General features: G+C 58.9%; 21 protein-coding genes and 1 tRNA gene. 9 read left to right on the top strand and 13 right to left on the bottom strand.

Annotated features, from left to right (window positions below; genetic code table 11):
* Window positions 1–9 precede the first annotated feature (9 nt).
* Window positions 10–1575, top strand: coding sequence for an asparagine synthetase B (locus BW919_RS01595; RefSeq protein ID WP_198324633.1), 1566 nt, complete (start codon window positions 10–12; stop codon window positions 1573–1575).
* Here the strand turns inward: BW919_RS01595 and hjc are convergent.
* Window positions 1544–1960 carry a Holliday junction resolvase Hjc gene (hjc, locus tag BW919_RS01590; protein WP_088335140.1) on the bottom strand — a complete coding sequence of 139 codons (417 nt, stop codon included), beginning with the start codon at window positions 1958–1960 and terminating at the stop codon, window positions 1544–1546. The two genes, BW919_RS01595 and hjc, sit on opposite strands and share 32 nt — an antisense overlap.
* Before the next feature lie 6 nt (window positions 1961–1966).
* A complete protein-coding gene (locus BW919_RS01585; RefSeq protein ID WP_088335138.1) occupies window positions 1967–2551 on the bottom strand; it encodes a dTMP kinase in 585 nt (194 codons plus the stop codon).
* A gap of 87 nt (window positions 2552–2638) precedes the next feature.
* Between BW919_RS01585 and BW919_RS01580 the strand changes: the two genes are divergently transcribed.
* Window positions 2639–2717, top strand: a tRNA-Met gene (locus BW919_RS01580).
* Window positions 2718–2764: 47 nt separating this feature from the next.
* Here the strand turns inward: BW919_RS01580 and BW919_RS01575 are convergent.
* The 4 genes from BW919_RS01575 to BW919_RS01560 all read right to left on the bottom strand — a co-directional run bounded on the left by BW919_RS01575 (window position 2765) and on the right by BW919_RS01560 (window position 6716).
* A complete protein-coding gene (locus BW919_RS01575; protein WP_088335136.1) occupies window positions 2765–3949 on the bottom strand; it encodes a hypothetical protein in 1185 nt (394 codons plus the stop codon).
* 154 nt (window positions 3950–4103) lie between these two features.
* Window positions 4104–4460, bottom strand: a complete 357-nt coding sequence (locus BW919_RS01570; protein ID WP_088335134.1) for a zf-TFIIB domain-containing protein — start codon at window positions 4458–4460, stop codon at window positions 4104–4106.
* A complete protein-coding gene (locus BW919_RS01565; protein WP_088335132.1) occupies window positions 4457–5164 on the bottom strand; it encodes a 2,5-diamino-6-(ribosylamino)-4(3H)-pyrimidinone 5'-phosphate reductase in 708 nt (235 codons plus the stop codon). The genes BW919_RS01570 and BW919_RS01565 overlap by 4 nt, the downstream gene beginning before the upstream one ends.
* A 4-nt stretch (window positions 5165–5168) precedes the next feature.
* Window positions 5169–6716 (bottom strand): carbamoyltransferase, encoded by a 1548-nt coding sequence (locus BW919_RS01560; RefSeq protein WP_088336461.1) that lies wholly within the window; start codon window positions 6714–6716, stop codon window positions 5169–5171.
* 12 nt (window positions 6717–6728) lie between these two features.
* On the opposite strand from BW919_RS01560, the gene BW919_RS01555 reads away from it, so the two are divergent.
* Genes BW919_RS01555 through BW919_RS01535 form a run of 5 tightly spaced genes read left to right on the top strand, consistent with a single transcriptional unit; the run spans window position 6729 to window position 9836 of the window.
* Entirely contained in the window at window positions 6729–7100 is a 372-nt protein-coding gene (locus BW919_RS01555) for a PRC-barrel domain-containing protein (RefSeq protein WP_157665858.1), read from the top strand.
* An 11-nt stretch (window positions 7101–7111) separates the two neighbouring features.
* Complete coding sequence (locus tag BW919_RS01550; protein WP_088335128.1) at window positions 7112–7750, top strand: hypothetical protein; 639 nt, start codon at window positions 7112–7114, stop codon at window positions 7748–7750.
* Window positions 7680–8468 carry an aspartate dehydrogenase gene (nadX, locus tag BW919_RS01545; protein WP_088335126.1) on the top strand — a complete coding sequence of 263 codons (789 nt, stop codon included), beginning with the start codon at window positions 7680–7682 and terminating at the stop codon, window positions 8466–8468. Before BW919_RS01550 ends, nadX begins: the two co-directional genes overlap by 71 nt.
* A 5-nt stretch (window positions 8469–8473) precedes the next feature.
* The gene (locus BW919_RS01540) at window positions 8474–9253 is read left to right on the top strand and encodes a tRNA(His) guanylyltransferase (RefSeq protein ID WP_232452921.1); all 780 of its coding nucleotides are present in this window, start codon (window positions 8474–8476) and stop codon (window positions 9251–9253) included.
* 31 nt (window positions 9254–9284) lie between these two features.
* Window positions 9285–9836 (top strand): YfcE family phosphodiesterase, encoded by a 552-nt coding sequence (locus BW919_RS01535; protein WP_157665857.1) that lies wholly within the window; start codon window positions 9285–9287, stop codon window positions 9834–9836.
* A 403-nt stretch (window positions 9837–10239) separates the two neighbouring features.
* Here BW919_RS01535 and BW919_RS01530 read toward each other — a convergent pair whose 3' ends face one another.
* Together BW919_RS01530 and BW919_RS01525 are read right to left on the bottom strand one after the other, a co-directional pair.
* Window positions 10240–12036, bottom strand: a complete 1797-nt coding sequence (locus BW919_RS01530; protein ID WP_088335120.1) for a ribosome biogenesis/translation initiation ATPase RLI — start codon at window positions 12034–12036, stop codon at window positions 10240–10242.
* A 6-nt stretch (window positions 12037–12042) separates the two neighbouring features.
* Window positions 12043–12303 (bottom strand): hypothetical protein, encoded by a 261-nt coding sequence (locus BW919_RS01525; RefSeq protein ID WP_088335118.1) that lies wholly within the window; start codon window positions 12301–12303, stop codon window positions 12043–12045.
* A 111-nt stretch (window positions 12304–12414) separates the two neighbouring features.
* Here BW919_RS01525 and BW919_RS01520 point away from each other — a divergent pair, with 111 nt between their 5' ends.
* Together BW919_RS01520 and rqcH are read left to right on the top strand one after the other, a co-directional pair.
* A complete protein-coding gene (locus tag BW919_RS01520; RefSeq protein ID WP_088335116.1) occupies window positions 12415–13599 on the top strand; it encodes a CBS domain-containing protein in 1185 nt (394 codons plus the stop codon).
* Window positions 13596–15647: a ribosome rescue protein RqcH gene (rqcH, locus tag BW919_RS01515; RefSeq protein WP_157665855.1), complete on the top strand. Its 2052-nt coding sequence runs from the start codon at window positions 13596–13598 to the stop codon at window positions 15645–15647. The genes BW919_RS01520 and rqcH overlap by 4 nt, the downstream gene beginning before the upstream one ends.
* A 1-nt stretch (window position 15648) precedes the next feature.
* Here rqcH and purO read toward each other — a convergent pair whose 3' ends face one another.
* Genes purO through porB form a run of 5 tightly spaced genes read right to left on the bottom strand, consistent with a single transcriptional unit; the run spans window position 15649 to window position 18974 of the window.
* A complete protein-coding gene (purO, locus tag BW919_RS01510; protein ID WP_088335112.1) occupies window positions 15649–16245 on the bottom strand; it encodes an IMP cyclohydrolase in 597 nt (198 codons plus the stop codon).
* Window positions 16246–16248: 3 nt separating this feature from the next.
* Window positions 16249–16779 carry a FumA C-terminus/TtdB family hydratase beta subunit gene (locus tag BW919_RS01505; RefSeq protein ID WP_088335110.1) on the bottom strand — a complete coding sequence of 177 codons (531 nt, stop codon included), beginning with the start codon at window positions 16777–16779 and terminating at the stop codon, window positions 16249–16251.
* On the bottom strand, window positions 16776–17693 hold the full coding sequence (locus tag BW919_RS01500; protein ID WP_088335108.1) for a fumarate hydratase: 918 nt from the start codon (window positions 17691–17693) through the stop codon (window positions 16776–16778). The genes BW919_RS01505 and BW919_RS01500 overlap by 4 nt, the downstream gene beginning before the upstream one ends.
* Window positions 17614–18135 (bottom strand): 4Fe-4S dicluster domain-containing protein, encoded by a 522-nt coding sequence (locus tag BW919_RS01495; protein ID WP_198324632.1) that lies wholly within the window; start codon window positions 18133–18135, stop codon window positions 17614–17616. Before BW919_RS01495 ends, BW919_RS01500 begins: the two co-directional genes overlap by 80 nt.
* A complete protein-coding gene (porB, locus tag BW919_RS01490; RefSeq protein WP_394334948.1) occupies window positions 18114–18974 on the bottom strand; it encodes a pyruvate synthase subunit PorB in 861 nt (286 codons plus the stop codon). Before porB ends, BW919_RS01495 begins: the two co-directional genes overlap by 22 nt.
* Window positions 18975–18999: the final 25 nt, after the last annotated feature.

Below are 18999 nucleotides of genomic sequence, written 5' to 3'. Positions count from 1 at the left end.
GGTGGTATCATGTGCGGTATCGCGTGCGCGGTCGGTGGTGATGTCGACGAGATGGTGGCAGCGATGGAGCACCGTGGGCCCGATGGACGAGGTTTCGCCTCGGTCTCGAACGGCGACGTCGAGTTCTCCGAGGAGTCGCCTTCTGAGGGTGATGTCGTTCTGGGTCATGTCCGACTGTGGGTGCGCGGTGAGCCTTCCGCGATTCAGCCGATCGTAGGGGAGGGTCGGGCGGTCGCCGTGAACGGCGAGATCTATAACTACCGGTGGTTCGTCGAGGACGCGCCGTCGGATTCCTGGGCGGTGTTCGAGGTCGTGAGATCCGTGCGAGACGCGGCGGCGGCTCTCCGTATCCTCCGTGGAGAGTACGCGTTCGTCGCCGCTTTCGTGGACGGTACGGTGGTCGCGGCGAGGGATCCGGTCGGCGTTCGTCCTCTATACTATTCCGTGTCCGCGGGAGGCGGGATCGCCGTGGCTTCAGAGCGTAAGGCCCTATGGGCGGCTGGGTTCCCGGACGTGCGTAGGGTACCACCGGGTGCGCTTCTCGTGCTCCGTGACGGTCGTGTCGAGCTTAGGAACGTGGTCGATATCCCCAAGCCGAGACCGGGGAAAAGCTCCTGGAAAGACTTATTGAAGGTTCTTCAGCGGTCCGTTCTGGAGCGTGTGATGGAGACGGAGCGCGTGGGGGTGGTATTGTCCGGTGGTGTGGACAGCTCGACTGTGGCGAGATTGGCGTCCGAGCACGTGGACGTCAGGTGCTACGTGGCTGGGTTCGAGGGTTCGGATGACGTGGAGGTCGCGGAACGGTTATGCGACGAGATGGGATGGCCGTTCGTCCTGGTATCCCTAGAGGACGGGTTCGAGCGGTACGTGGTCGCCACGGTCTACGCCGTCGAAACTTGGAACCCGATGAAGGTGGAAGTTGGAATCCCGATCTTGGCCTGCGCCGGGGCTGCGTCCGACGACGGGATCCGGGTGGTTCTCTCGGGCCAAGGGGCGGACGAGCTACTAGGTGGTTACCACCGGCATCTTCGGTATTGTGGCGATTGGGACAGGTTCTCGTGGGAACTCTGGAAGGACGTGGCGTCTATACATGCCGTGAACTTGGAGCGGGATGATAAGGCCGCGATGTACAGTTCGGTCGAGCTTCGGGTTCCGTACCTCGACTTGGACGTGGTCAGAGTGGGTCTGGGTATAGACCCCAGGGAAAACGTTTCCGGGCCCGAGGACGATCTGCGCAAGCGCGCCTTGAGGCGAGTCGCGGCCGAGCTCGGACTCCCGGAGTTTGTGGTGGAGAGGCGGAAACGCGCGACCCAGTACGGGTCGTTGACTTCCAAGATGTTGGACAAGCTCGTGCGGGAGCTCGGTATTAAGCGGGCGGTGGCTAAGCGTCTCGGGTACCGTAGTCACAAGGAACTGTTCCTACGGTTGGTGGGTAAGTACCTCGGGTTCCCGTGGGAGGCGCCGTCCGTCGAGGATGTGGAGAAGGAGTGTGCGAGGTTGGGTGTAGATCCGGAGGTTTCGGACTTCTTGGAGGAACGGGTGCTCACTTTCGATAGCTGTCTAAAGAGCGGGTGACGAGACAGATGACGTCGATCCCCTCCTCGAGGGCCGTTTTCAGATCGATAACGTACGTTCTCTCGCGTTCTTCCATCAGATCGGGTGGGAAGAGGATGGCGTTGAGCGTGAGGCCCGTCCGGACGTGTGGTGGCTTCCAGGCTATCATCGGTTCAGCACGGAACCGTTCCGCGAACCCAGTCAGGCCCTCGATCTCCTCTCTTCTTACGTATAATCTGTTATTGCGGCGGACTTTGCACTCGATGGCCACGTGTCCCATCGCCGGCGCGTAACATACTACGTCGACGTACCCCCCGGATCCGGCCACTCTGACGGCCTCGCCTCCGTGCTCTCGAAGGTAGCGCACCAGTTGACGCTCGAAGTCGGCGCCGCGTTGGTAACTCACCGTACGTCACCCCTCGAGGAGGTCGTCCGGAATCCCGAGCGGATCGTCCAGTCTCCGGCGCGCGTCGGCCACGATCAGTTCGGCGATTTCTTCTTTGTCCATACCTTCCGCTCCGATCCATTTAACTTCGACATCGAACTCTTTCTCGACAAGTCGTGCCGCTTCCCGGTAGCGATTCCGTACACACTCTAGGAATTCCTTCTCAAACGTCGCGTCTTCCGTCAGCGGTTCTCGATCGATGACGTACACGACGTCGGGCTTGGGGACTGGACGTTGGAGTTCCAGCAGCCACCGGATGTCGGCGCCTAGTGCGGACTGATAGGCGAGTGTACTGAGGAATGTGCGGTCGGACAGGACGACGTCGACGGCCTCGAAGTCCAGTCGTTTCAGTGTGAGCATGCGATCGAGTGTGAAGGCCAGGGCTTGGAGGTGGGGATCGTCCCACTCCAAGGCCTCTCGTCCTATGTCGGTGGAAGGCTCCCTCACGGTGGTGACCTCAAGCCCGTGGATCTCGAGAAATTCCGCGGCTAGGTTCACCACGGATGACTTGCCGACACCGTCAACTCCCTCAACCCCCAAGTACAGCACCATGCTCGCCCTCCCCGCTAGGGTGGTGTCGAGGGAGTTCGGAGCACGAAAAATTCATATAATCCCCTGGGTGTAGGGTTGTTGGGAGGTAGCGGGGCGGGGTAGCCAGGTCCATCCCGCCGGGCTCATAACCCGGAGGTCCCGGGTTCAAATCCCGGCCCCGCTACCAACCCCATGCATCGTTATCGAATTCATAACAAAACACTGGCGAAGAGGTTATGCGGAGGCCGGGACGGGTGCCGTTCCGAACAGCCACTCGATCAGCGCCTCAATGACGTAGACCACGACTGTCACCACCGTCGCCGTCAATAAATCCCCAGGAGGTACTTTGAGCCCTAGCTCGTCCCGGATCACGTTTGAAATGGTTTCGAATATCTCCTGGATGGACGGGTCCGACGCCTCGAACAGTTCCTCTTTAACGTCATCCGGGAGCGCGAAGGTTAGTACTGTCGACACGACGGCCGCTACCAGTGTCTTCGGGATCGTTCCCTTCGGTATCACCTGAACGACTGGTGACGGGTTAGGTTCCATCGGTACTTTGGCTCCCGCCGCCCACAGGATGGCCTTTGCCAGTAGCGCATGGGCTCCCGTTCTCGACGTCAGTTCCGGGTGCGGTCCGAAGAGTACGAACCGGCCGCGTGGTACCCACTTGTTGCCCTCCTTGACGAAGTACTGTCCGGCGACTATCGCCCAACCCTTGCACGTGTCGACGTACTCTCCCACCGGCCAGATCTTAATCATCACCTCACGGCCTTCGATGTTCGTGATCTTCACCCAGCATTTGTACGAAGTGTTGAACTCGAGACCCGGTTCCGGCCCGAATCCCGGCCCGTTCCAGTACTTGTACGTGAACACGTTACCCCACGTCCATTCCGGGGTCAGCGGGTTGCCCGGTAGTATCAGTACGCGACAGGTCCTGTCGGGCCCGTTCATGCCGTCGATCACCGTGACCCCATCCTGCAGTACGTCGCCGTGTCCCGGTCCGTTGGTGGAATACGCGACGTCACCCGCGTGCAGGTACGCGCCCGCGCAGATGCCGACGTATCCGATGCCCAGGTCGATCTGCGCGTGGTAGAGGGCTCGAACCCAATCGAAGTCCCAGTAACGCTCGGGGTGCCAACCTCCTGGGACGTACACCACGCTTATGCTAGCTCCGGTGAGCGGATCGTTACCCGTTTCCAAGACTGTCCTCCAACGGTCCTCGTTCATGGTGTAGTGCCAGATAATGGTAGTATCTGGACCGGTCGCCCTGTACGTGTTCCACCAATCCACTATTTTTTTGGTTTTGGCTACGCAGGTGGAGTCGGCCCCGTCACCGGCCCAAGTGAGCACGTGAACTTCCGCGTAAACCGGACCCGTCATGATGGTCAGTGAAGTTATGATCGCGACCACCGCCAGCATCGGTTCACCCCCCGCCGAACCGCCTGCCACTCGTCTGCTGAGATCAGTTTAATACCTGCACCGCACCGTGTGCCCCTCGGTGGGATGAGGATGGGATCTCCGGTGGGGATCAGGGAGACCGTTACGGTCGATGACCTGACCGGCGGGAGCCGACTCACTCCAGTACCTTGATGTTCTCGACCACCTGCGGGTACAGGGAGACCTCGAAACCGTTATCCCGGCGGATCACCAGGTTACCCCGGTTGTCGATGCGCACCGCCTTGCCCCTGATCTTACGGCGACGGTAACCGTCCGGAGAACGGTACTTGACGACCGCCACGACCTCCTTCCCGAGTACTTCCTCGTCCCACTCCGGTACCGTCATCTCGAAGAAGTTCGGGCGTTTCAGACCGAACTCTCGGTACGACGGGACACGCTTGATCTCCTTGCCGCACTCGGGACACTTGAGGAGTTCCACCCCGTCGTCCCGTAGCTCCGACCGCATCTCGGTTCCGCACTCCGGACACCTCATGATGATCTCCCCCTGGCTTCCTCGTGTTCGGAGGCCAGGTCAGCGGCGGATCCAGAAACTTCGTACCAGAGTACCACGTCGCGCCCCACTCGCTCCACTCGTTTTAATTCCAGGCCCACTCCGAGATCGACGCGCGGGAACCCCTCACCTTCTATGGGCGTCAACGCGTCGGATCCGCCCACGAGCACTGGAGCCACGGCCACACGGAACTCGTCGATCAGGCCGCGCTTCAAGAAGGACCAAGCCAGCGTGGGTCCACCTTCGAGTAGCAGGGTTCGTACTCCCATATCGTAGAGCCGCTCCAGTCCGCGCTCCACGTTGACGCCGTCCTCACAGGTACCTACCTCCTCTACCCTTACACCTCTTTTTTCGAGCTTCTCGACACGATTCGGGTCTGCTTCGGCACATAGTACGACCGTGGGAATATCCCGAGCGGTGCGAACTAGACGACAGCCGAGCGGAATGGAGCACTCGGTGTCGAACACAACTCGAATGGGATCCTCTCCCTTCACCAACCTCACGTTCAGCATTGGGTCGTCCTTCCGCACCGTGTTGATTCCAACGGCCACCGCGTCGTGTTCGGCCCTCAACCTGTGAACCTCTCTGAGATCCTCTTCGCCCGAGATCCTCGAATCGCCGGCGGTGGTCACGACCTTCCCGTCCGCCGTCATCCCAACATTATACAGGACCTTCGGCCGAGGCACTGGCTCACCCCCGCTCGATCATATACCCCTCGATCCATAGGACGTCCGCGACACCGTGCTCGAACGCCTCGAGAGCGTCTCTCGGCGAACACACGATGGGCTCACCATGTGGATTGAAGCTGGTATTCAGGACGGCTCCTAACCCGGTCTCCTCTCGGAACGTTTCGATTACCTCACGGTAGAACGGCAGTTCGTCCTGGAGGGTCTGTGGACGTGTGGTTCCGTCGACGTGAACCACCGCGGGGGCCTCCCTGCGGAACGTGTCCGTGGCGCGAAAGGCTAGGGTCATGAACGGTGACTCACAGGGCTTCCTTAGGTACTCCGGAGCGTCCTCGTACAGGATTGTCGGTGCGAAGGGCTGAAACGACTCCCGTCCCAGATCGCGGTTGAGCTTGTGCACCACGTCCCGATCCCGCGGGTCGGCGAGAATACTCCTGGCTCCGAGCGCCCTGGGGCCGTACTCCATACGACCGTGGAACAACGCTACGGTCTTACCCTCCAGCAGCTCTCGGACGATGGCGTCGGGGTCGTTTCCCACGTACTCCGCCTTGTTCGTCATGCTCCGTTCTTCCAGGGCCTTACGCACTTCCTTCCCATCGTATTGGGGTCCGAAGTACACGTTCTCCAAACGTCGTGGTTCGGGTTTTCGTCCACGGGCGAGTTCCTCTTCCGCCCACGCCCATAGCGCCGCTCCGACTGCGAGACCGCCGTCGCCCATGTTCGGGTGCACGAAAAGGTCAAGATCGAGCCTCTCCCGTAACCTCATGTTAGCCACGACGTTCGCGGCCACACCGCCCGCGTAGGCTACACGGTTCTCTCCGTACTCGTTCACGTAGTATCCGAAGTACTCCAGTAGTAGCTCTTCCAACGCCTCCTGAGCCACAGCCGCGGCGCGTTCTCGCCCCATTCTGGCAAGCTTCGACCTTTTGAGGCGGCGCACGGCCTCTCCCGAGATCGCACCGAGGCGGTTGACGATGTTTCCCTCCTCGACGTCGATGACTTCTCGCCTGATCCACTCTACGGATTTCAGATCCGGCTCGGCGTAGGCGGCTAGGCACATGACCTTACCCTCGTCCTTCATCGGCTCGAATCCCAATAGTTCGGTCACGTTGGCGTAGAAGTCGCCCAAGGAGTCGTAGTACGGCTCCGTCGCGATCCGGTGCATCTCCCCGCGCTCGCAGACCCAGACCGTGGAGGAGAGTCCGTCACCGGCCGCGTCGACCGTGATCGTCAGGCATCGGTTAAACCCGGAGGTATAATAAGCTGAAGCCGCGTGTGCGGTGTGGTGCTCAACCAAGTATACGGGCACCTCTAGCTCCTCGGCAATGTTCCGCACTCGCTCCAAATCCTTGCGTTTTCGGTACAGTCCTGCCACCGCGAGGACGTCGACGCCATCACTTCGATCGAGGACGAACTGGAGAGATCGCTCCGGAAACCCACGGTGGAACTTTTTACGGGAGAATCGCTCTTCATTAGCCGCCGCCACGATCTCCCCGTCTCGGATCAGGGCGGCACCCGCGTCGTGCCCGTGATGAATTCCCACGACCTCCACGGGGGATCCCCCGTGACAAACGGTGAAAGTGGCAACGAGGAGGAATACAAGAAGAGATACGTGAGGTTCCAACGGATTCTCGGAATGGAAGTCTTTACCGAAGACGGTCGTCGGGTCGGTACCGTCGAAGACGTGACTTTCGACCCTAAGACGGGCGATCTCGTCCGGTTCCTAGTGACCGTCACCAACCAACCCTCCGGCGGCGGTCTGCTACCGCTTCCCGGTGGTGGAGGTAGGCGCACGGAGACTGTCGATGCGGAGCTGGTGAAGGCCGTCGGGGACATAATCATAATCGAATCCACGGAGAAGGCGTCTTCCGGGGAGGGAAGGGAGAGGAAGAAGCAGGAGAGCTCGCCGGCTAAACCTTCAGATCTGGAGATTTGAGGTGTCGCGCGATGCCAGTGGCGATAGTGGAACACCTCGACCGGTGGTCCCCCTGGCTCGACCTCGAGTACATGGAAGCCTACCGGACTGCGAGGAAGCACGGCTGGGAGTTCACGGTTACGAACGCGGACCCTGAAGTACTGACTAAGGCCAAATATCCGGCGCTGCCGTACTCCGCGTCCGAGCTGCCCCTCCGAGGAGATCGTGTGATAGTCCTCGACCCGGACGCCGAGGATCCCTTGACTCCCGAGGATGATCCCGACGTGGTGATCGTCGGGGGTATCCTCGGCGATTATCCACGCCGACATCGTACTCGGAAGGAGCTCACACCGAGGTTCCCAGATGCAGAAGTTCGACATCTAGGACCTTACCATTTCAGCATCGACGGTGCCCTCAAAGTGGCCCTCACAGTACTCGAGTGTGGAGTCCCTTTGGAGGAGATACAAGTGGTGGAGAGGCCCGAGATCGAGGTCGCACCGGGTCACACAGTACGATTGGATTGCGACTACCCTTCCGAGAACGGAAAGCCGACACTCCCGGAGGGTTTGGTCGAGTACCTGAGGGAGGGTATCGTCGACTATGAGGAAGCTGAGCTTAGCGCTCGTAGGCGCTGGAGGCATCGGAACGACGGTTCTGAGGGAGATCCGTGAAGGGCGGCTCGAAGGCAAGGTGGAACCGGTTCTGGTCTGTGATCGTCACCTGGAGAAGCTCAAACGCATCGAGCGGTGGTTCCCAGACTGCGACACCTCCACCGACCTAGACGACGTCATGGGCGCCGAAGCCGACGTGTTGCTCGAAGCCGCCTCCGTGGAAGCGGCGGCTAGCCTCCTACCTGATGCGCTGAAGAGGTTCGATGTGATCGTGATGAGCGTAGGAGCGCTGGTGCTCGAGGAGGACCTGCTGAGTCGATGTCGCGAGGTCGCGGAAGTCACCGGACATCGCCTTCACGTTCCGTCCGGTGCGGTGGGAGGTCTGGACGTGCTGCGAGCGCTTCGAGATCGGGTGAGAGAGGTCACTCTCACCACCATCAAGCACCCGAAAGCTCTGAATGAGGATGTTTCCGAACGGACGGTACTCTACGAGGGTTCCGTGCGGGATGCCATCCGCAAGTTTCCTAAGAACATCAACGTGGCGGCCGCCGTGTCGCTAGCCGTCGGTGATCCCTCACTAGTCACCGTTCGGATCGTCTGCGACCCCGAGGTCTCAGTTAACACGCACGTTATCGAGGTCGAGTCGAGTGCAGGTACGTATCGGTTCGAACTGAAGAACGAAGCGCTCCCGAATAACCCGAAGACGAGTGCCGTCGCTGCGTACTCCGCCGTAGCTTTGATCGAACGGATGACCGAGGGGATTCGAGTGGGCACTTGAAGCCCGTGAAACCCAGCGACCTCGAGGTGTACGCGGACCTAAGGGTGCCCCCCAACACACATCTGGTTCTGAGGATCGACGGGAGGGCGTTCACCGGACTCGTCCGCCGGTTACGCCTCAAAAAGCCCTACGACCGACGATTCGCGGAAGCTATGGCCGAGACGGCGGTCCGGATGATCCGAGACGCGGGTTTGGGGGTAACACTTGTCTACACGTTCTCCGATGAGCTGAATGCGCTCATACCCCGTGGCAACGTTCCCTTCTCCGGTCGGGTCGAGAAGTTGACGTCCGTATCTGCGTCCTGCGCCTCCACGTACTTCCTCCGGGCCCTACAGCGTCGTGGAATAGATCCGGCCGACGAGACGGTGTCCTTCGACTCCAGGTGTGTGGTGCTCACGGACGATGACCTGGTATGTTACTTCAAGTGGCGTCAGGACGAGGCTTGGCGGAATCACCTGAACTCCTACGCGTACTGGGCGCTGCGTGAGCGAGGACTGAAACCCAAGGAAGCTGCCGAGCGGCTCCGTGGAATGAAGGCGCAGGATGTGCATGAGCTGCTTTACCGAGAGTTTGGGATCAACCTCGGGCGGACCCCGGCTTGGCAACGTCGAGGGATACTCGCCTACCGGGTGGTTGTGAACGAGGACGGTGTCCAACGCCGCCGAGTAACGCGGGATTGGGCCCCCCCGTTCTTCGATGAAAGCGAAGGGAAGCGCCTTCTCCGTGCCTGCGCCTCTCAAGGGTACGTCCCCCTCGACCCGACTCCCGATCATGTTGAAGAGTGATTCCCGCCGATATTCGGATGGGGGGCTAGCGATGATCACGGTACTGGTGCTCGGGGACGCTCACATTCCCGAGCGTGCGCAGGAAGTTCCACATACTATCAGGCGGAAGATCGAGGAGCTCTCCCCAGTGGACGTGGTGATTTCACCCGGTGACTACACGACCGAGGACACTATGGAATGGATAGCATCACTCGGTGAAAAGGCATTGATGGTTGTGGGGAACTGCGACTTCGGACTCCCGCTACCTCACAGGGTGACCAAAGGTATCGGAGACGTCAAGGTGACGGTAGACCACGGCAGTGGGGTTCACCCGAGGGGTGACCCGGACCAGCTCTCGGCGATAGCCGAGGAGGAGGGGTCCGACATCATCTTCACTGGTCACACCCACAGGCCGGAGTTCAGGGAGCACCGAGGTGTTCTGATCGTAAACCCTGGAAGTCTCACTGGTGTACCATCTGGAGGAGGGCCCAGCCCGGGCCCGTCGTTCATGTACGGCACCATCGACGGTAAAGAGGTGTGGATGAAGCTGTACATGCTCAAGCGTGATCGGTTGGAGACCGAGGAGTTCGAGACGGAGCTCTGACCACCTACAATCCTGCACTCCAAACTGTTTTTTCCGCAAGTAAATCGAGTCCTTGAGCCTTCTACTGGTGTTAACTCGGTGTTGGGTATTATGGTCTATGCATGAAATTCGGAAAATTGTACTTAAATGGTATTACGGATCTTCGAAGATTGAACTTCGTATTTGCATGAATCGTACGATAGTACTCATGTAATTTATTCATTAGTATTGTATTATTTACGTACTGTAATTCAACTTTCATGCACAAACTATGCGTAAACCGTACGAACCAAAAAATACAATTATGTTTCCAAATTTTAATATAAAGAAAGAGCTTCTTCCAGGACGTGTCGGGGCATGTTTCGGTCCGAGAATCAATGGGACTCGAGGGCGCGTTTCCATCGGCTAGTGCGGTGGAGACCCGCTAGGCGTAGAAGTACTCACCACGACGCTTCTGCTTACGGTCACGGTGACTGCCGGGCTTGTTAGCTCTCGGTCTCCGTGTCTCCTGGTCCCGTCTGAACGTCACGCCCAAGTTCGACAGGAACCTGTTCATGGCTTCTCGTTTACTCTCCGGTGGATTCGCGCGTCCGTGCTTTCCTGGCTCGCCTTCGAACACCATCATCCTGTCACTGATGTAGTCTATCAGGAGTAAATCGTGATCGACTACGACGGCGGCGGCATCCCGTGTCTCAATCACCCGTCTTATGACGCGGGCGGTGTTGATCCTCTCCTCAACATCCAAATATGCGCTAGGTTCGTCCAGAAGGTACAGATCTGCTTCCCGGGATAGGGCAGCCGCCACGGCTACGCGCTGCAGCTCACCGCCGCTCAGTTCACACAACGGTCTATCGAATAGGTACTCTAAGTCTAGTGGCTCCACGATGTTGCTCCGGTACCAGCTCGATCCCCATTCCGAGCCGGCGGTTCTCCGTAGCACCTGCTCGACGGGTTCATCCGAGTCCACCTTCAGGTACTGTGGCTTGTACGAGACTTTAATGTCGACATCCACTTTCCCTTCGGTAGGCTCGAGCACCCCGGCCAGGAGCTTAACGAAAGTCGTCTTACCGATAGCGTTGGGTCCGAGGGCTCCGATGATCTCCCCGACACGAATTTCTCCCGGTTCCACTTCTAGCCTGAAGTTGCCGTCGTATTCTTTGACGAGCTCACCGTACTCCACGAGGGTATCCCGCTCACCCGCTTCGGCCTCAACAGGTTTCTCTGGAAGTACAACTTCATCATCCCGGAAGCGGACGTTCTCGGCCTCTAAATATCCCTTCAAGTACGCGTTGATCCCTTTACCCACACCCATCGGCTTGGACACTACACCGTACGCACCGCGCTTTCCGTAAAAAACGTGTACTACGTCGGCCACGTAGTCCAGTGTAGCTAAGTCGTGCTCGATGACGAGCATCGGAATCCCTCGATCCTCTGCGATCTCGCGAAGTAATCTGGCTAGCGAGAGTCGTTGTTCGACATCGAGGTAGCTACACGGCTCGTCGAGAACCAGGAAGTCCGCGTCTCGAGAGAGTGCCGCGGCGATGGCGACGCGCTGCAGTTCTCCACCACTGAGGTCGGAGATCCGCCGGTCGGTTACCTCGGTTAGTCCGAGGCGCTCGATGAGTTCGTCGGCGACTCCCAACTCATCTACATCCTCAAGGGCGTCCTTCACCCTGCCCTCGACGACCTTGGGCAGGATCTCGACGTACTGCGGCTTCATGATGGGTCGGAGGTCACCGTTCGCGATACGTCTGAAGTGTTCCTGAAGTTCCGTACCTGAAAATGCCCGGATCACCTCATCCCAGTCTGGGTCCGCTTCGGGGTCCCCTAGGTTGGGTTTGAGCTCACCTGTGAGTATCTTGGCGGCGGTAGTTTTACCGATCGCGTTGCGTCCGATCACACCGGTGACTTTTCCGGGCTTTGGGACTGGGAGCCTGTAGAGCCGGAACCCCCCTTCCTCGTACTTGTGTACGCATTCTCCCTCCAGCTCCTCGGGGAGACGTACAACTTTGATAGCACCGAAGGGACACTTCTGAGTGCAAATACCGCATCCGGAGCACAGTTCCTCGGAGATCACGGGCTTGTTGGTGTCTTCGTCGATCGTGATGGTTTCACGCCCTGTCTTAACTCCAGGGCAGAAACGTTGGCAGACGTAGTCGCATTTGGATCCTCCCTTACACCGCTCCCTGTCCACGACCGCCACTCTTCCGATCGATACCACCCCCGATTACCGGTTGATGAAGTACGTCCAAGCTAGTATCCACGCCGAGAGGTACGCTCCTAGACCGTACGCCATCCAGCCTTTAGCTCCGCCGATACACTCCCGATCCAGCAATCGCTCCAGGACCCTGCCGAGGGCGAACGGCAAGATCAAGAGAACCATAGCGAGCACGATCGAGTATCTCGTGGCGCATAGGTACCCGGCTAGGACCCCGAGCCCTTGATGAACCGCCGCTAGCACTAACTTATACTCTGGCTCACCGCTCAAGTCACCCACCCTCATCTCGCCATTTCGACGCCGGCGCGGTTCGGTACCGATTTCTTTTTTGCCGTGGACGAGACGACCACCGTGCCGCCAAAGGTCTATGGGGGCGATCCATTGGAGGTCTTCGAGCGCCCCGTCGAAGAGATTATGACGCCTGCCGAAGAGGTTATCACCGCGGAACCTGGCGAGCCGTTGTCTAAGATATTCTCGAAGTTAGAACGCCATGGTGTGAAGGAAATACCAATTGTAGATGATGGTAAGGTTGTGGGGATGATCTCGTATTACGACGTGGTAGACGCTCACGTAGCGGACGTCTCGAACGTTAAACCAGAAACCGTGATGATGAAGCCGGAAACGATCACACCCGACGCACTCATAGTCGAAGCTATTACCGCGATGCTCGATTCGGGTCTCCGCGCTTTATCCGTGGTAGAAGAAGATGGGGAATTTGTTGGTCTCGTAACGGAATACGACATCATCGACGTCGCGCGAGAGTCGGACGAGCTTGCCAAGATCGACGCGCGGGAAGTGATGAGCACTCCTGTCATCACCATCCACGAGAACGACACCATCGCTAAAGCCAGAGCTATAATGCGCGATAACGGTATCAGCAGGCTTCCGGTGGTTAACGACGCGAACAAGCTCCGAGGGATCGTCACCACAACGGATATCATCCGTGAGGTCATCAAGCCGATCACCAGGCTCGGGAAAATGGACCGCAAGGGTGAGAAGGTGCCCGCTTTCGGTCACCCGGTAAAGAATATCATGAGCTCACCGTGCGTGCGAGCCGAGCCCGACGAGACCTTGGTCGACCTATGCGAGAAGATCGTAGAGAACGGCATCCGTGGTATGCCGATAGTTAATAAATTCGAAGAGCCAATCGGAGTCGTGACGAGGCGAGACATTCTGCGCAAGATCCCCGAGTTGATGCGGAAGCGCGGCGTGTTCGTGTCGCTGAAGGGTGTAGACGACGTCGACGACTTCACCCTGGTAATCCTCCGTAAGTCGATAGCCGCGGCCGTTCAGAAGCTCGCCTCGATGCGTCCGTCGATCGAGGCTGTCGAGGTCCACATCAAGCGGTACCATGAGGAAGGTAACCGTCACAAGTACTCGGTACGCATCCACGTCAAGGATGCGCGGAACGTAATATCGGTCAAGGACCACGATTGGGATCTGATTACAGCCTTCAAGAACGCCATCCGACACTTAGTCCGTGAGATTCTCGGAGAAGAGGAGAAGGAGGAGACAGTCCGGAGAAAGGAAGCCGTTAAGGCGAAGATCAAGAGTAGGACCTCGTGATTCGGCGGTGGTTCCGCCGGGGGTTACACGGTCTGAAAGCGTGGTCCAAGGAAGCGATGACATCCTTCGACGTGCGTGCCACTGCCCGCGAACTTGATTCCCTACTCGAAGGGGCCTTGATAGATAAGGTATACCAGGTAGGTAAGCGTGAGCTGAAGGTTAAGCTCCACATCCCGGGTGTAGGCTCCCATTATTTGGTCCTGGAACCAGGGACGCGTGTACACCTAACCTGGCGCCCCAAACCAAGCCCCGATCAGCCTACCCCCGTTTCACAGGCGCTCAGAAGTACCCTTTCGGGTGACCGTATAGAGCGTGTCATCCAGCTAGGTTTCGACAGGATATTACGCTTCGACCTGCGTTCGGGCCGTAGGATCTACATCGAGCTGCTCCCCAAAGGTACGCTCGCCGTAACGGACGAGAACGATTCCATCGAGAGGGCCTTTCCGACCAGACGGTTCCGTAACAGGGCTGTCGTGCCAGGCGAGACGTACAAGCCACCTGAAAGCCCGCCCGATCCCTACGAACTCGGCCGTGATACCTTCCTAGAATTACTCCTCGAGTCCGACCGTGATATCGTCCGGACACTCGCCGTGGACGTGGGCCTCGGTGGTCTTTATGCCGAAGAGGTGCTCCTGAGGGTCGGGCTGTACGAGCGTCGGGAATCACACGCATCGGAGTTCGAGGAGGAGGAGCTGGAGGAGATCTACGAAACGCTCCGAGATCTCCTAGAGCAGATATCCGAGGGAGATCTACGACCTACACTCTACAGGACGACTGAGCGAGACTACGTGGACGTCACGCCGGTGCCGCTTGAGCGTTACTCCGAGGAACTTAAGATGGAGGAGCAGGACACCTTCCAACGCGCCTTAGACGAGTATTACGTGACTAAATTCCTGGCGGAGAAGGAACGCGAAGTGCGAGAGAAATGGGAACGCGAAAAGCGTCGCCTCGAGCGGACGATCGAGAGACAGCGTTCGAGCATCGAGCAGCTGTGCACAAAGGCGGAGAAACTCCGTGAGCGTGCCAACGCGCTGTACCTGAATTACAACCTCGTCGACGGGATCTTGAGCGAGCTTCGAAAAGCGGAGCGCGAGGGGTACTCGTTGGAGGAGATTAAGCGGAGGATCCAAGAGGCTAAGGGTTCCGGCATAGAGGAGGTGGAGAGGATAACCGACATCGACGTCGAGAACCGTCGCGTGATCCTCAGGTTGCCAGGTGAAAACAGCGAGGTGACCGTGCCAGTACCGATCGACTCGGACGTTCACTCCACTGCTTCCAAGCTATTCGATCGTGCGAAGGAGCTGGAACGGAAAGCCGAGCGCGCTCGAGAGGTTCTTCGGGAGCAGGAGCGCGAACTCGAGAAGTTACTCGAAGAGGGCCCACCTAAGGTGAAGCTTGAAGAGCTGACGGTCGAGCTCACCAAGCGTCGCAAGAAGGACTGGTACGAGCGGTTCCGTTGGTTCATATCATCCGACGGCTTCGTGGTTATAGGCGGCTCGGACGCCCATACAAACGAAATCATATTACGACGCTACCTGGAGGACTACGACATCCTCGTCCACGCTCACGTGCACGGGGCTCCACATGTCGTGATCAAGACCGAGGGCAAGGAGGTCCCGGAGACGACCTTACGCGAGGCGGCGATCTTCGCGGCTTCGTATTCCCGAGCGTGGCGTTGGGGTCTCAAAGCCGCAGATGTTTACTGGGTGACAGCCGACCAAGTAGACAAGTCTGCCGAGGCTCCCCACGGAGGTGCTATCATCCGCGGTAAACGTAACTGGTTCCGTCGAACGGAGCTGAAGGTGGCGATCGGTGTCCAAGAGGTGGAGAGTGGGTACAGGGTAATGGGCGGACCGGTCTCTGCCGTGAAGAGACACTGCTTGACGTACGGCGTCTTGGAACCCGGAAACGAGCGAAAATCCGACGTCGCCAGGAGGCTTTTCGAGACGTTCAAGAACGAGGTGGAGAACCTACGCCGTTATCTAACTGTGGACGACGTAATGAGGGCGATGCCACCCGGAAACTCGAGGTTGTTGGAGACAGACTGAATCACCTGGCCTCGAGGGACCAACGGCTGCCGTCGTGCCGTGCGATCACCGAGCAGACGTAGTGCTTGAAGGACGGGACAGGATCGCACTTAAGCGGGTCCTCTCGGTCCAGGGTCACGTTAGGCTCCGATGGAACTTCGGCGTATTCCCCGTACACGGACAGCAAGTACCCCTCCCCGTCCTTTGGCTTCATAGACTTGAAGCACACCTCATCCAGTGCGACCCGTCCAAGCCAGAACGTTTCGCCGTCCGTGATTAGGGAGATCCTCGGTGTGTTGTACTCGTCATGTTCATAATCCATAGCGAAGGTGACAGACACTATCGCTTCCCTGGGTGGCACACCCGACTCCAGCTTGTCCGCGATAGGATCCGTCTGAGCTCCGTTGGAGAGTACGAGGAACTCTTCGACGATACGGGCGCAGGTATAGGTCACGTACGGGTTCTCTGTCGTGTAGCTCGGATCTTCTGGGACCACGAACGCCGCACTCTCACTGACTTCGATACGTCGATCCGAGAAGCTGCGGCTACAAACGCAGTATACTGCGATCGGTGTCCCGTCCTCCAGCTTTCCGGCAAGTAAAAACCGGCCGACGTACACGGTTCACTCACCCGACAGCTCGTTACCGTGCGCGTCTACGGTGACTATCAGCGGGCCGAACTCTTCCACCTCCAGGACCCAGATCGCCTCTGGGATTCCTAGGTCCAACCAGTGTACTTCTCGGATGCCCTTTACCCGTTCGGCAAGGAGCGCGGCGCACCCTCCCGGCGCCGTGAGGTACACGGCGCGATCCTTCATCACCTCAGGAGCGTCCGGGCCCATGCCCCCCTTGCCGACGATCATCTTCACGCCAGCATCCACGATATCCTCGAGGTACTTCGCCATCCTCGTGCTCGTCGTGGGGCCTATCACAACTAGCTCGTAGCCGTTATCGACACGCCTGACCACGGGGCCCGCGTGAAACACGGCGGCCCCTTCGAGATCTACGGGAGGTTCATCACCTTCCTCGAAAATCCGCTGATGGGCTTTGTCGCGAGCCGTGATTATGATCCCGGTCAGGTACACTACGTCACCTACCTCCAACTCGGTGAGTCGCCCCTCCTCGAGTGGGACTTCCAGGTGGTGTTCGGTCAACAGATTATCCCCCTCGGGTACTCACGTTGAGTAACTTCGAAGAAGCCGTCCGGGTACACGATCGCGGTCGCCCTTCGGGCCGCCCAGCACTGTACGTTCACGGCCACCGGCAGCCCGGCCGTGTGAGTGTAAGCTAGCTCGACGTTGACGGCCAGTGCCGTAGTCCGGCCCCCGAGACCCATTGGGCCTATACCCAGTCGGTTTATCTCCTCTAACAGCTCCTCCTCCAAATCCGCGATCTCTGGGTCCGGGTTCCTAACGTTCAGTGGTCGGAACAGGGCAAGCTTGGCCAAGTGCGTGGCCTCGTCGATCGTCCCACCGACCCCTACGCCCAACACGATCGGTGGACACGGCATCCCGCCGGCTTCTCTCACTGTCCTGACTACGAACTCGCGGACGCCTTCCAACCCTTCCGTGGGCAACAACCGGGTCATCGCGCTGGAGTTCTCAGACCCGAAACCTTTGGGTAGGAAGTGGAGTTTCAGCTCTTTCCCCTTGGTCGGGATGAACCGAACGATGGGTACACGGTACCCGGTGTTATCACCAGTGTTCTCCCTACTTATCGGATGGACCACGTTGGGTCTAAGCGGTATCTCCTCCGTAGCCCGTCGGATACCCTCTTCGATTCCGTCCCGGATGGTTCCGGCTAGCCTCAGGGGGAACTCGCGGCCAATCTCCGCGAAAACGGTGATTAGCCCTGTATCTTGGCACATCGGTAATCCTTTCTCCTCGGCGATGCGGACGTTCTCGAGAATCGCTTCCAGCATCGTCTGGGCATGACCGTCTTCCTCGTCCAGTGCCCGTTCCAGCCTTTCCAGCACATCGTCCGGGAGCTTAGTTTCGGCCACGCGCAACGCTTCGACGGTGGCTTCGGATATGCTTTCGAGCAGCTTCCGATCCGGGTCGTCTGGCATAATCCCTACTCCCCTGCAAGTCCCGGAAGGTTCGGGTGGTTCGGAATCGTCTCCATAAAACCCGCTCATCTACGGAAGCCACATCTGCACCGGCTACCGGGCATGCTTCCACGCATGCGGGGTACTCTCGGTCTGAGCAGTTATCGCACTTCACGGCGACGTCCCCACGGACGAATATCCCGTCCACCGGGCAGGCTTCGACACACTTCCCGCACCCGTCGCATCTGTCACGGTCTATCACGAGCGTTTCGCACACCTGAACGATCGCGTGACTGGGGCAAACCCGAGCGCACATCGCTCGTTCCGGATCACAGTGCACGCACTTCCGCGGCCGGCCGTCGACTATCTCTATAGCGCCGATTGGACATACCTCCGCGCACTTACCGCACCCTACGCAGTCGGGTAAGCCGACCCAGACCTTCACCCTTCGAGCTCTTTCCACTGCTCGTCCACCATCCTTTGGATCTCCTCTATGTCGTCCTCGGTCAGGTGTTGGAACCTCTTCTGACGCTTGAGATACTCCTTCACAGGCTTTCGCTCCTTCGGACGGTGAGTGATACGGAGTTCCCCGTTCTCGATCTCGTATAATACCCACATCCCCGTCTCCACTGCTAGCTTCGCGATTTCGACGGTTTCTGACGAATCATGCCCCCAACCCGGTGGACACGGGCACAGTACGTGGACGTACGCAGGCCCTTTCACCTCCTTAGCCTTCTTGACCTTCTTGATGAGGTCTTTAGGATGTGACACACACGCCGTCGCAACGTACGGCGCCCCGTGTGCGGCGATGATCTCTGGGATGTTCTTCTTCGGTCGCATCTCTCCCTTCCAGATCTTACCCGGTGGTGTCGTGGTGGTCGCCGCGAAGTACGGTGTCGCACCGCTCCTCTGAACTCCCGTGTTCATGTAGGCTTCGTTGTCGTAACAGATATAGACGATGTCGTGGCCCCGCTCCAACATCCCTGATAGCGCCTGAAATCCTATGTCCACGGTCCCACCGTCGCCCGCGAGCACAGCCACTGTCACGTCCTCCTTCCCCAACGCCTTCAACGCGCGCTCGATGCCGGATGCGACGGCGGCGGCGTTCTCGAACGCCACGTGGATCCACGGTGTTTCCCAAGCGGTCTCAGGGTACGGCGTCGTGACGACTTCGATGCACCCAGTCGACATGACCACCACGGTGTCCTTACCTAAGGCTTTCATACAAAGGCGTGCGCAGATGGCGGATCCGCAGCCTGCACACGCTCGGTGGCCGGGAGCTATGAGTTCTTCTTCCGGAATGGGGACGCGTCTCTTGGCTTTCCCC

Source organism: Methanopyrus sp. KOL6 (assembly GCF_002201915.1).
Taxonomy (GTDB): Archaea; JAADCQ01; Methanopyri; order Methanopyrales; family Methanopyraceae; genus Methanopyrus.
Note: the sequence above shows the minus strand (reverse complement) of the source record. Positions and strands in the feature narration are given on the sequence as shown.